This window comes from Streptomyces lycii, from assembly GCF_009735685.1.
GTDB lineage: Bacteria > Actinomycetota > Actinomycetes > Streptomycetales > Streptomycetaceae > Streptomyces > Streptomyces lycii.
Window position 1 is genome coordinate 9,913 of sequence record NZ_WHPN01000408.1, and the last position, 12,386, is coordinate 22,298.

Here is a 12,386-nt window from a genome sequence, read left to right on the forward strand (position 1 = left end):
TCCGCGCGGACGGCGCCGACGGCGCCGATCGCCGCCCACACCCCCGTCGCAGGTCCGCCGCGCAGGGCCCGCCAGGCGCCGCGCGGCCAGGTCTCGGGCAGTTCGTCCAGCATCCTGTCGATCCCGCGGAACTCCTGGCGGACGGGGCCGAGGACGTACGGGGCGACCTCGAGCACCAGCAGTCCGCCCTGCGTGTGCACCCGGACCAGGACGGTCACCACCACCTGCTCGTGCCAGGCGCCGATCCTGATGCGCAGGAAGACCCGCCGGCCTTCGCCGCCCTCGTCCACCGCCTCCGCGAGATGGGCGGCGACCTGCTCCGGCTCGTAGACGCTCAGCCCGGCGGAGGCAGGGGCCGTCGCGTCCGGGTCCGAGCCGAGCGGCAGCGGCTCGTCACGGCCGACGCCCGCCGGGAGGTAGACGAACCGGTCCGCCTCCAGCTCCCGGAGCCGGTCCTTTCCGGTGCGGGCGGCGGACTGCCGCAGCCGGTCGAGCTGTGGCTCGATCATTTCCAGGGCGGCCCGGGCCGTGAGCGGCCCGGCGTCCTGGCGGGGCACCACCGCGCCGCCGGCCGTGCCGGGCGGCCGCGGCGACCGGGCCCCGGGCACGCCCGGTCCGGCCTCGCGCTTGCGCAGCTCCAGCGCGAAGGACCAGGGGCGGCGCGGGGAGCCGAGGCCCACGAACGGGCTGTCGGTGTCGTAGAGGGTCAGCGCGGCCTCCTGCTCGCGCCGGATGTTCTCCCGCAGCTCGTTGTGGAACGGGGTGTCGGGCAGCCCGGGCTGGACCGCGTCGGGGAAGGTCCGCCGGGACAGCCGGCGGCACACGGTCCGGCGCTGGCCGGTCTCGTGCCACCAGGCGATCAGGGCGATGGCGAGCGGGAAGACGAGCGGATACGGGCTGCGCACCGTGCCGCCCAGGACTCCGGCCGCATACCAGAACCAGTAGAACAGGGTGAACAGGCCCGCTCCGGCGCCGATCAGCCGGATGCCGCCCCGGACCACCTTGGCCGCCCCGGCGATGCCGGTGGCCGCCGTGAAGCTGTCGGCCCGGCTGCCCCGGGCCGCGTCGGCGCACCACAGGGCGAGCGTGACCAGGGCGTAGAACTGCGACCAGGGCATCGGCATCCCGGCGGTGAGCTGCTCGTCGCCGGAGTAGAGCGCGTCCAGCACCTGGTGGAACTCGATGTCGGCGTCCGGCCCCCAGCGGTCGGAGAGCAGGTCCCAGGCCATCACCACGTCGGTGAGCAGAAAGCCGCACCAGACGGCGAGCATCGCCAGGGCCACCCGGGTCTGGGCGTGCACGATGCGCAGGGCGTGCGCGAGGACCGGCAGGACGTCGACGCCCGACGCGGGGGCGACGGGCCGCTCCCGGTGGTCCACCAATTCCTCGACGACCTGCCGGCGGAACCCCGCGTCACGGTAGACCCCGGCGCAGAGGAGCCGGGTGGCCTCGGTACGGCTGTACTTGTGCTCGGGGAGTCTCCCTGCGGGCACGTCGCCCCCATTCTTCAGCGATGACGCCTCAGGGGGCGGCGCCGCCCGCTCCCGGCTCCGCCGACGCGGCGAAACGCGGCGAAGCACGATGAAACGCGATGCGGAAGCAGACGACGGCCGGTTGTCCCCCGAGTTCGAGGCCGAGGCTAACGGAGTGACACGCGTCACAACACCGGCCGGGGCGCCTTCACTCCGTTCCGGTGAACGGCAACGATTCGCCTTGACAAATCCCGCGAAGGCGGGCCTCCCACAGTGGCCGCGGGCATCCGCCCGCGGGGAACCTCCCGGCACGCCGGACCTCCACCGGCCGGTCACATCCGATCCCGTAGGGTCGGCAGATGGCCAAGTACTTCGACGTGCACCCCGAGAATCCGCAGCCGCGCACCATCGGCAAGGTGGCCGACAGCATCCGCGCCGGCGAGCTGGTCGCGTACCCGACCGACTCCTGTTTCGCCCTGGGATGCCAGCTGGGCAACCGTGACGGCATCAACCGGATCCGGTCGATCCGCGAACTCGACGAACGTCATCACTTCACCCTGGTCTGCCGGAACTTCGCGCAGCTGAGCCAGTTCGTGCGCGTCGACAACGACGTGTTCCGCTCCATCAAGGCGGCCACGCCCGGGAGTTACACCTTCATCCTCCCCGCGACGAAGGAGGTGCCGCGCCAGCTGCTGCACCCGAAGAAGAAGACGGTCGGGGTGCGGATCCCGGACCATGTCGTCACCGAGGCCCTGCTCACCGAACTCGGCGAGCCGCTGCTCTCCAGCACGCTGCTGCTGCCCGGCGAGGAGGAGCCGCTGACCCAGGGCTGGGAGATCAAGGAGCGGCTCGACCACGTCGTGGACGCCGTGGTCGACTCCGGCGACTGCGGCACCGAGCCGACCACCGTCATCGACTTCTCGGGCGGCGAGGTGGAGATCCTGCGGTACGGGGCGGGCGACACGGCACGCTTCGAGTAGGCCAGGCCCGGCGACCGGCCCGGGCGCCGGCGGGGGCACGCGCCGTGGCGAGCCGGGAGCACGCGCCGACAGGTGTGCGCCCTGTCGGCCGCTCCGCGGCGGAACGTAGGATCAGCTGGTCATCACCGCGACGGGAGACAGGAAGCCGGTGCGATTCCGGCACGGTCCCGCCACTGTGACCGGGGAGTGCACCCCTCGATACGCCACTGCGCCGCGGGCGTGGGAAGGCGAGGGGGACGACGATCCGGGAGTCAGGACACTGGCCTGTCGCGGGCCCGATCCGAGGAGCGCGGACTCCCCAGGAGGCTTCACGTGTACGACGGCATGCCCCGTCTCCCTTTCTCCCCCCGGCCCCAGCCGCCCATGCCCCGCCGGTCCCGTCCCCCTGTCTCCCGCCGGCCCGAGCTGCTTTTCCCCCGCCGGCCCCGGCCGTTTTCCTCCCGCCGCCCCCGGCCGTTTTCCTCCCGCCTCCCCCGGCCGTTTTCCTCCCGCCTCCCCCGGCCGTTTTCCTCCCGCCTCCCCCGCCCGTTTTCCTCCCACCGCCCCCGCCCGGTGTCCTCTTCTTCCCCCTCCCGCCCGCACGTCGCTGTCCCGGCCCGCCCGCGGCGTCGTTTCCCGCGCGCCGCGGCCCTGGCCACGGTCCTGGTGACCGTGCTGGTCACCGGCTGCGGCACGGCGGCCGACGCTCCCGCCGAGCGGGGGGCCGCGGGCCCGCCGGCCGAGGGCTTCCCCGTCACGGTCGACAACTGCGGCACCCGCACCACGTACGAGAAACCGCCCTCCCGCGTGGTCACCGTGCACCAGCACCCGGCCGAACTGATGCTGGCGCTCGGGCTGAGGGACCGGATGGTCGGCACCTCCTTCCCGGACTCCCCCGTGCTCCCCGAACTCCGCGAGGACTACGCGGCCGTCCCCGAACTCGCGAAGAAGGAACCCTCCTTCGAAACGGTGCTGAACGCCGAGCCGGACTTCGTCTACGGCGGCTACGGCAGCGCGTTCGCGGAGCGGGAGGGCCGGTCGCGGCAGGCCTTCGCGGACGCGGGCATCGACACGTACCTCAACCGCGAGTACTGCGGGAAGCGGCAGGTGTCGATGGAGGACACCTACGACGAGATCCGCACCATCGGCAGCATCTTCGGAGTCCGGGAACGGGCGGACCGGCTCGTCGCCGGGCTGCGCAAGCGCGTCGCCGACACCGCGCGGGCCGTCAGGGGCGCCTCCCCGGTACCGGTGTTCGTGTACGACAGCGGCGAGAAGTCGGCGTTCACCGCGGGCGGCAAGAGCCTGGGCACCGAGATCGTCCGGCTGGCCGGCGGCCGGAACGTCTTCGCCGGCCTCGACGACGTCTTCGGTGACGCCTCCTGGGAGCAGGTGGTCGCCCGCAGGCCCGAGGTCATCGCGGTCTACGACTACGCGGGTGCCGGCGGCGTCGCACGGAAGAAGGAGTTCCTGCTCTCCCACCCCGCCCTGGAAGACGTACCCGCGATACGGAACGAGCGCTTCGTCGTCCTGCCGCTGACGGCGACCCTGGTCGGGGTGCGGGCCCCGCACGCCGTCGAGGACCTGGCCCGCGGGCTGCACCCCGAGCGGTTCCGGTGACGGCCCCGGCGAGGACCGCGCCGACCGCACCGCACGCCCGGGGAGCCCCGGACCGCCGGGACCGCCTGCGCGCGCGGGGGTTCGCCCCGGTCCTGATGGTCCTCGGCGCCCTCCTCCTGGTCTCCCTGACCGCCGGTGTGGCCATCGGCTCGGTCCGGGTGCCACCGGGCGAGGTGTGGGGCATCGTGGCGCAAGCGCTCGGTGCCGACCGGCCGTCGCCGCCCCGCTCCCCGGCGCGCGAGACGATCGTCCTCGACGTGCGGGCGCCGCGCGTGCTGCTCGGGGCCGTGACCGGCGCGGGGCTCGCGGTGGTGGGGACGGCGATGCAGGCGCTGGTGCGCAATCCGCTCGCGGAGCCGTATCTGCTGGGTGTGTCCTCCGGGGCGTCGCTCGGGGCGGTCACCGTGATCGTGTTCGGCGTGGGCCTGTTCGGGCCGGTGTCGCTGTCGGCCGCCGCGTTCGCCGGGGCACTGCTCACGCTGCTGCTCGTGTACGGCACGGCCCGCGCCGGCGGGCGCATCACCTCGGTGCGGCTGGTGCTCTCCGGGGTGGCGGTCGCGGCCGTGCTCAGCGCGGTGACGAACCTGCTGATGCTGACCACGGGGCGGGGCAACGAGGCCCGGGAGGTCCTCGCCTGGACGCTCGGCGGTCTGGGCGGAGTGCGCTGGTCCACGCTGTGGCTGCCGGGTGCCGCGCTGCTGCTGGGGGTCGGGATCCTGCTGGCGCACGCCCGCTCGCTGAACCTGCTGCTGGCGGGCGAGGAGGCCGCGACGACGATGGGCCTGGACGTCGCCCGGTTCCGGGCCCGGATGTTCGTCCTGCTGTCGCTCGTCACCGGTGTTCTGGTGGCGGCGGCCGGTCCGATCGGCTTCGTCGGGCTGATGCTGCCGCACGTCGTGCGCCTGCTCGTCGGCGGCGACCACCGCCGGGTGCTGCCCGCGGCCGCCCTGGGCGGGGCCGTGTTCCTCGTCTGGGCCGACCTCGCCGCCCGAACGGTCGCCGCCCCCATGGAGATTCCCGTCGGTGTCCTCACCGCGCTGTGCGGCGGGCCGTTCTTCCTGTGGCTGCTGCGCCGGGACGCCCTGCGGAACACCGGGCGGGGAGTGACATGACCGGGACCGGACTCGACGTTGACGGCGTCACGCTGACGGCGGGCGCACACCACCTGGTGCGGGACGTGTCGCTGACCGCCGGCCCGGGTGAGGTGATCGGCCTCGTCGGCCCCAACGGCAGCGGCAAGTCGAGCCTGCTGCGGGCCGTGTACCGCGTTCTGCGGCCGGACAGCGGCTCCGTACGCGTCGACGGGGCCGACGCCTGGTCCCTGTCCGTCCGCCGGGTGGCCCGGACCCTGGCTGCGGTGGTCCAGGATCCGGGCACGGGCTTCGACCTGAGCGCGCGGGAGGTCGTCGCCATGGGCCGTGCCCCGCACAAGCGCCTGCTGGACGCCGACACCGCCGAGGACGCCGGGCTGGTGGAGTGGGCGCTGGCCGCGGTGGACGCCTCGGACCTGGCGCACCGCCCCGTCGACCGGCTCTCCGGCGGGGAGCGCCAGCGGGTGCTGATCGCCCGCGCGCTGGCCCAGCAGCCGGGCCTGCTGGTCCTGGACGAACCGACCAACCATCTGGACATCCGGCACCAGCTGGAGATCCTGGGCCTGCTGCGCCGGCTGCCGGCGACGGTCCTGGTGGCCCTGCACGACCTCAACCTGGCCGCGTACCACTGCGACCGGCTCTACGTGCTGCACGAGGGCGAGGTCACCGCCTCCGGCCCGCCGGAGGCGGTGCTCACCGCCGAACTGCTGGCCGAGGTGTACGGCGTCGCGGCCGAGGTCGCCGTACACCCGGGCACCGGGGCACCGCAGGTCACGTTCCTGCCCGGCGAGCCGGCCGCGGCGGCGCGCGGCAGGGCCTGACGGACGGCCGGGCGGTGTCAGACGGCGGCCCAGCCGTCGTCGACGGGGAGGACCGCGCCGTTGACGAAGGCGGCGGCGTCGGAGGCCAGGAAGACGATGGCGTCCGCCTGTTCCTCCGCGCTGCCCATGCGGCCGATGTTCGCACCGATCAGCGGGCCGACCACCGCCGGGCCGTGCGCCGCCGGGTCCGCGTCGACCCGGATGCCGGTCGCGGTGGGGCCGGGGGCGACCGCGTTGGCCCGGATGCCCTGCTTCCGGTACATCACGGCGAGATTCTTGACCAGGCCGTTCACCCCGTGTTTGGAGGCGGTGTAGGCGGCACCGGCCGCTCCGCCGCGCAGACCTGCCTCGGAAGCCGTGAAAACGATCGAGCCGCGCCCCGCGGCGAGCATGTGCGGCAGCGCGGCCCGTGTGAGCTGGAAGGGCGCGGTCAGGTTGATCCGCAGAACGCGCTCCCACTCCGCGTCGTCGGTCTCACCGAGGGCCGACATGCGGTCCATGACCCCGGCGTTGTTCACGAGGACGTCCAGTCCGCCGAAGGCCGCCACGGCACGCTCGACGACGGTGTTCACCACCTGCTGGTCGCCGAGGTCACCGGCGACCGCGACGGCGGTGCCCCCGGACTCCTCGATCTCGCGGGCCACTTCGTCCGCGCCCTTCGCGTCGAGGTCGGCGACGAGCACGCGGGCGCCCTGCCCGGCGAACTTCAGGGCCGCGGCCCTGCCGATGCCGGACGCGGCGCCGGTGACGACGACGCCGCGGCCTGCCAGACCTGGGAACGTCATGGGTTTTCCTTTCCGTGGAGCGTGCACGCCGGGGTGCCGACGGACAGCGGCCGTGCCGCCTCCGCGCGCCCCGGCAGGGGAAGCCGCACAGGGGTGAGCCGCCGTCGGGGGCTCACCCGGCACGGCCGTCGGGGGACGGAGCTTCACCGGGCGCCCGGTCCGCCGGATCCGTCCCGGGCGTCCCGGCGGACCGCCGGGGCACCAGGCGCAGCACGGTGCCCTCGCCGTTGGCCGACAGGAGCAGCGAGCCGTCGGGGGCCGCGGTGAGTCCGGCGAACGGGTCCGGCACACCGGGCATGCCGTGGGTGAAGAGCGCGGGACGGGTGCGGGGCGCGGTGTCCGGCGGCAGGCCGACGGGCAGGTCCTCCGCGTCGGTCCGGTGCCGCCCCGTGGTGAGCGAGACGGCCCGCAGCTTCCGCGAACCGGTCTCCACGACGAACACCTCGTCGCCCAGCACGGCCAGTCCCTGCGGGGCGTCCAGCCCGTCCGCGACGGTGACGGCCCGGCCGTCCTCGATCCTGAGCACCGCCCCGTCCTGCTCGTCGCTCACGTAGCAGCGCCCTTCGGCGTCGAGGGCCACGTCCACCGGGCGGCGGAGCCCTGCGGCTAGGGTGGTGACGGTGTCGTCCTCGGCCAGGGCCAGCACCCGGCCGGCGCCGGTCTCGGCGACGATCAGCCCGCCGTCCGGCCGGGCGGCGATGCCGGTGGGCCGGCGCAGTCCGGTGGCCCGGACGCGTGTGCTGCCGGACTCGGGGTCGTAGGTGCTGATCTCGCCGTACTGCGAGGTGATGTGCAGCAGCCCGTCGCGGGCGCTGATGCCGTGCGCGAACGGGCGCAGGACGTGCGTGGTCACGGCGTCCGTCCCGCCGGCCGGGGCGGGTGCGGGGCCGGCCACCCGGTAGTGGTCGGCCGCGTACACCGTGCCGCCCGGGTCGACGGTCACCCCGTAGGGGCCGCCGAGGCCGCGCGGCACGATGTCCCGGGTCCGGCCGTCGGGGTGCAGCTCGGTGATGCCGCCGCTGGCGAAGCTGGACACGAACATCCGGTTCGCGTCGTCGAACGCGGCGTTGTCGAGCCCCGCGAGTCCGCTGGCGATCACGGACCGGGAGCCCGTGCCGTGCAGATCGATACGGGTGACCAGACCGGCCCGGCCCCGGGACAGCACCAGCATCACCCCGCCCCGGTCGAAGCGGACCGCGACCGGTTCGTGCACGTTCTCCGCGACCGGTTCGGGCTCGCCGCCGTCGAGCGGGACACACCAGACCTGCCCGGTCACCATGTGCGGGTAGTACAGCCTGCCGTCGGGCCCGAGCTGCATCGCGTTGCCGAGGGCCAGTCCCCCGGCGAGTGTCCGGGGCTCGTCGCCGCTGCCGGGGAACAGCTCCAGCAGCCGGCCGTCCATCTTCATCTCGTTGACGAACAGCCGGTCGCCGACGCAGGTGATGCCGTTGGGCACCTGCACCTGGTCCGACACGAGGGTGTAGTCGCCCCGTGGTCCGCGGCGCCACACCCGGCCCGGTACCAGGTCGGTGATGTACATGGAGCCGTCCGCCCCGAAGGCCAGGTCGTCCGGCGACTGGACCGGGCCGTCCATCGGCACCACCGTCTCGACCTCTCCGGTCGACGGGTCCACGGCGCTGATCTTGCCGGCCAGGAACTGCGCGGTGTAGAGCCTTCCGTCGGGCCCGAACGCGACACCGTTGGAACCCCACAGCGCATTGGGCTCGTTCAGCCGTCTCACGTCCCAGTGGGTGCGTGAGACGGGGCCGGGCGCGCCGGCGCCGTACCGCGTCATGCCCGCTCCCCCGCCGGGGCCGTGTCCAGGCCCGCGCCGGCCAGCACCTCGTCCAGGCCGCCGTTCGCCCGCCACTCCCGCAGCAGGGCGTGGAAGGCGACCGGCCCGTCCCCGTACGATTCGCTGCGCCGGCGCGGCATGCCCTCGTTGTTGTAGTAGCCGGGGGTGCACTCGGCCTGGAAGGCGTACAGGTCGGGGGCCTTCTCGCGGATCGTCGCGACCCACGCGGCCTCGGCCTCGGCGGTGGGCTCCACCCGGCGGGCCCCGCGTTCGCGTGCCGCGGCGACGACCTCGGCGACATGCGTGGCCTGTTCGTCGAGGACGTGGACGAAGTTGACGGAACTGGCGTTCTGCAGCGGCCCGAGCTGGAACAGGTTGGGGAAGCCGTGGCTGTAGAAGCCGTGCAGCGTCCGGGGGCCGTCCCGCCACGCCTCGCCCAGGGTGACACCCCCTCGGCCGTACACCGGAAGCCGACCGGAGGTGATCCCGGAGACGCCGACCTCGAATCCGGTGCCGAAGACGATGCAGTCGACCTCGTAGGCCGTGCCGCCGACCACGACGGCGTTCTCGGTGACGCGCTCCACGCCGTGGAAGTCGGCCGTGTCCACGAGGGTGACGCCCGGCCGGTTGAAGGTCTGCAGATAGCTGTCGCTGAACGTGGGGCGCTTGCACATGTAGCGGTACCACGGCTTGAGGAGTTCGGCCGTCTCCGGGTCCTCGACGAGGGCGTCGACCCGGGCCCGGATCTCGTTCATCTTCCGGAAGTCGGCGATCTCCTCGGCGCGTTCGCGCTCCTCCGGCGGCAGTTCCCGGTGGCCGGCGCTCGGGATGAGCTTCTGCTGGAGGCGGGCGGTGCTCGTCCAGCCGTCTCCGACCAGGTCCTCCTCGACCGGATCGCCGGTCACCAGGGCCAGGAAGTTGTCCCTGCGGCGGCGCTGCCAGCCCGGGGTGAGCGACGCGGCCCAGTCGGGATCCGTCGGCCGGTTGCCGCGCACGTCGACCGAGGAGGGCGTGCGCTGGAAGACGTACAGCCGTGCGGCGTCCGCCCCGAGGTGCGGGACGCACTGGATGGCGGTGGCACCCGTGCCGATCAGGGCGACGCGCTTGTCGGCGAGCTTGTGCAGGTTCCCGTTCGCGTCGCCGCCGGTGTAGTCGTAGTCCCAGCGGCTGGTGTGGAAGGTGTGTCCGCGGAAGGTCTCGATGCCCGGGATGCCGGGGAGCTTGGCCTCGCTCAGGGTGCCGCTGGCCGTCACGACGTAGCGTGCCCTGATCCGGTCGCCCCGGTCGGTGCCCACGAGCCACTCCGCCGCGTCGTCGTCCCAGCGCAGCTCGGTCACCCGGGTACGGAAGACGGCGTCCCGGTAGAGGCCGAAGGTCCGTCCGATCGCCCGGGCGTGCTGCCGGATCTCCTCGCCCGGCGCGTACTTCCACTTCGGGACGTAGCCGACTTCCTCCAGCAGCGGCATGTAGACGTACGACTCGATGTCGCAGTGGATGCCGGGATAGCGGTTCCAGTACCAGGTGCCCCCGAAGTCCGCGCCCTTCTCGACGATCCGGATCGACTCCAGGCCCGCCTGACGCAGCCGGGCGCCCGCGAGCAGGCCGCCGAACCCGCCGCCGACCACCACCGCTTCGACGCGGTCGGCCAGCGGCTCCCGGGTGGGGTCGCCCTCGGCGTACGGGTCCTCGTCGTAGTACCCGAACTCGCCGGTGACGCCGCGGTACTGGGCGCGGCCCTCCGGCCGGATCCTGCGGTCCCGCTCGGCCCGGTAACGGGCGCGGAGGGAGGCCGCGTCGAAGCCGGGTTCGCGGCCGCCGGCGCGGTGGTCCGGAGCGGGCGAGCTGTGGGGGGAGGACATCGACGTCCTTTTCCTCTCTGTGGCCGTGCGCCCGCCGGGGGCCGGGCACTGCACGGGCGGGCCTGCGGGATGCCGGGACCCTTCCCGGCGAGTCTTATGCATCGTACATGCCATGTGTATCAGCCATATCGCACGGGGAGGCGCGCCCGGGACACGCGCACCGGCGGGCGGGCACCGGGCCGGGACCGGGACTGCGGCGCGGCGCCGCGGCGCGGGGTCGGGCCAGGGCAGCCGCGGCGCAGGTCGGACCGGGGCTGCGGCGCAGGTCGGACCGGGGCTGCGGCGCAGGGTCGGAATCGGCCCCCGAGGCCGGGATCAACCCCGTACGCGGCCGCCGGCACCGGGGTCTGGAGGCCCGTGCGGCGCAGCGCTGCGGCGCGGGACGGCCCGGGACGGCCCCAGGACAGGTCCCGTCAGGATCAGGACAAGTTCCAGACAGGCCTTCCGCCTCTTCAGGACAGGCCCTTCCGCGCCACGCTCCGGCCGGTGAAGCACGTCCCGCGGTCCGAACCCGGCGCATTCCGGCCGGACCGCGGGGCCACCCCCGAGCGGATTGACGGCCCGTCACACGAGGCGGGTTTCCGCCACCGGCCGCCGCCACCTTCCGCGGGGCCGACCGGGACGAGTTCCGGCCTCGCCACGGCTTCGCGACAGCCACCGAGGAAGTATCCGGAAGGTTTCCGGAATTTTCGACAACGTTGCCGGGATCAAGAGCGGCGAATCAGGGATTCCATCAATCGTCCCTCATTCGCTACTCGTCAGTCAGATGGTTTGACCTGGGGTGATCACCTGTCAGAGATCCTTCGACGCCGAACGATGCTTCCGTAAACCTTGCGGAAACTGTTGACAACTCTACGGAGCCGGACCAACACTGTCGCCGTCGACAGCCTCGACCACTGTCGATCCGGGTCTTCCCGCGCGGCCTGGCCCTCCGGTCGCCGAGCGCACGGCGACCGGCTGAACTCCGCCCCACCGCACGCCCCGACGCGCCGTCGGCGGTCTGGCCGCCGACCGGCCCGCCGGTTCGTATCACGCGCCTGGCTTCCCGCCAGCCCCCACGAGGAGGAAGCATGCACAAGGACAACCCCCCCAACGGCCGCCCGATGATCAGCCGCAGAGGCCTCATCGGCGGCGCAGGGGCCCTGGCGCTGGGCGGCACGGCCGCGCTGGCGCTGCCCGGTACCGCCAACGCCGCCCAGACCCTCACCAGCAACGCGACCGGCATGTACAACGGGTACTACTACTCGTTCTGGACCGACGCCCCGGGCACTGTCAGCATGACGCTGCAGGACACGCCCGGCTCGTACAGCAGCCAGTGGAACAACACCAACAACTGGGTCGGCGGCCTCGGCTGGAGCAACGGCAGCCGCAGGACCGTGAACTACTCGGGAACCTTCAACCCGGGCAGCAACGGCTACCTGGCGCTCTACGGATGGACCTCCAACCCGCTGGTGGAGTACTACATCGTCGAGAGCCACGGCCCCTACAACCCCAGCTCCGGCGCTCAGCAGCGCGGCACGCTCAACGCCGACGGCGGCACGTACACCCTCCTCGAGTCCACGCGGCACAACGCGCCCTCCGTGGAGGGCACCAAGACCTTCCAGCAGTACTGGAGCGTCCGGACCAGCCACCGGTCCAGCGGCACCATCAACACCGGCACCCACTTCGACGCCTGGCAGCGGGCCGGGATGCAGCTGGGATCCTTCAACTACTACATGATCATGGCCACCGAGGGCTACCAGAGCTCCGGCAGCTCCAACATCCGGATGAGCTGAGCGATCGGCCCTCCCCGCCCCGGTAACCACTTCGACCGGAAGTACGCCGCCGGCCGGCTGCCCGCCGGCCGGGTGCCGCCGCGACCCCCAACAGCGGCGGCGACGGCGGCCGGGGCGTGAGATCCGGACCGGCACGTCCGTGACCGGGACGGCAGTACACCGCGGGAGCTGATCCCGCACCGCTCCACCGGACTCGTGGCGCGGCGGCC

Annotated in this window: 8 protein-coding genes and 1 riboswitch; of the genes, 5 read left to right on the plus strand and 3 right to left on the minus strand. The window is 73.4% G+C overall.

Annotation, left to right across the window (positions count from 1 at the left end):
* Window positions 1-1,831 precede the first annotated feature (1,831 nt).
* The 4 genes from GCU69_RS28995 to GCU69_RS29010 all read left to right on the plus strand — a co-directional run bounded on the left by GCU69_RS28995 (window position 1,832) and on the right by GCU69_RS29010 (window position 5,963).
* Window positions 1,832-2,452 carry an L-threonylcarbamoyladenylate synthase gene (locus GCU69_RS28995; protein WP_098751930.1) on the plus strand — a complete coding sequence of 207 codons (621 nt, stop codon included), beginning with the start codon at window positions 1,832-1,834 and terminating at the stop codon, window positions 2,450-2,452.
* A gap of 101 nt (window positions 2,453-2,553) precedes the next feature.
* Window positions 2,554-2,734: riboswitch (cobalamin riboswitch) on the plus strand.
* 270 nt (window positions 2,735-3,004) lie between these two features.
* Window positions 3,005-4,051, plus strand: a complete 1,047-nt coding sequence (locus GCU69_RS29000; RefSeq protein ID WP_408055856.1) for an ABC transporter substrate-binding protein — start codon at window positions 3,005-3,007, stop codon at window positions 4,049-4,051.
* Window positions 4,048-5,163 (plus strand): FecCD family ABC transporter permease, encoded by a 1,116-nt coding sequence (locus GCU69_RS29005; RefSeq protein WP_408055857.1) that lies wholly within the window; start codon window positions 4,048-4,050, stop codon window positions 5,161-5,163. Before GCU69_RS29000 ends, GCU69_RS29005 begins: the two co-directional genes overlap by 4 nt.
* Window positions 5,160-5,963, plus strand: a complete 804-nt coding sequence (locus tag GCU69_RS29010) for an ABC transporter ATP-binding protein (protein WP_098750835.1) — start codon at window positions 5,160-5,162, stop codon at window positions 5,961-5,963. Before GCU69_RS29005 ends, GCU69_RS29010 begins: the two co-directional genes overlap by 4 nt.
* A gap of 17 nt (window positions 5,964-5,980) precedes the next feature.
* On the opposite strand, the gene GCU69_RS29015 is transcribed toward GCU69_RS29010, so the two are convergent.
* From GCU69_RS29015 to GCU69_RS29025, 3 genes are all read right to left on the minus strand, one after another.
* A complete protein-coding gene (locus tag GCU69_RS29015; RefSeq protein WP_098750836.1) occupies window positions 5,981-6,748 on the minus strand; it encodes an SDR family NAD(P)-dependent oxidoreductase in 768 nt (255 codons plus the stop codon).
* Between the two features lie 112 nt (window positions 6,749-6,860).
* Window positions 6,861-8,543 (minus strand): outer membrane protein assembly factor BamB family protein, encoded by a 1,683-nt coding sequence (locus GCU69_RS29020; RefSeq protein ID WP_156207661.1) that lies wholly within the window; start codon window positions 8,541-8,543, stop codon window positions 6,861-6,863.
* Window positions 8,540-10,402, minus strand: a complete 1,863-nt coding sequence (locus GCU69_RS29025; RefSeq protein ID WP_156207662.1) for a flavin-containing monooxygenase — start codon at window positions 10,400-10,402, stop codon at window positions 8,540-8,542. Before GCU69_RS29025 ends, GCU69_RS29020 begins: the two co-directional genes overlap by 4 nt.
* A 1,070-nt stretch (window positions 10,403-11,472) precedes the next feature.
* On the opposite strand from GCU69_RS29025, the gene GCU69_RS29030 reads away from it, so the two are divergent.
* Window positions 11,473-12,177, plus strand: coding sequence for a glycoside hydrolase family 11 protein (locus tag GCU69_RS29030; protein WP_098750838.1), 705 nt, complete (start codon window positions 11,473-11,475; stop codon window positions 12,175-12,177).
* Window positions 12,178-12,386 lie beyond the last annotated feature (209 nt).

Bases quoted from the DNA above. Each gene is read 5' to 3' on its own strand.
- GCU69_RS28995 (WP_098751930.1), top strand. From the start codon at position 1,832: ATGGCCAAGTACTTCGACGTGCACCCCGAGAATCCGCAGCCGCGCACC.
- GCU69_RS29010 (WP_098750835.1), top strand. From the start codon at position 5,160: ATGACCGGGACCGGACTCGACGTTGACGGCGTCACGCTGACGGCGGGC.
- GCU69_RS29015 (WP_098750836.1), bottom strand. From the start codon at position 6,748: ATGACGTTCCCAGGTCTGGCAGGCCGCGGCGTCGTCGTCACCGGCGCC.
- GCU69_RS29020 (WP_156207661.1), bottom strand. From the start codon at position 8,543: ATGACGCGGTACGGCGCCGGCGCGCCCGGCCCCGTCTCACGCACCCAC.
- GCU69_RS29025 (WP_156207662.1), bottom strand. From the start codon at position 10,402: ATGTCCTCCCCCCACAGCTCGCCCGCTCCGGACCACCGCGCCGGCGGC.
- GCU69_RS29030 (WP_098750838.1), top strand. From the start codon at position 11,473: ATGCACAAGGACAACCCCCCCAACGGCCGCCCGATGATCAGCCGCAGA.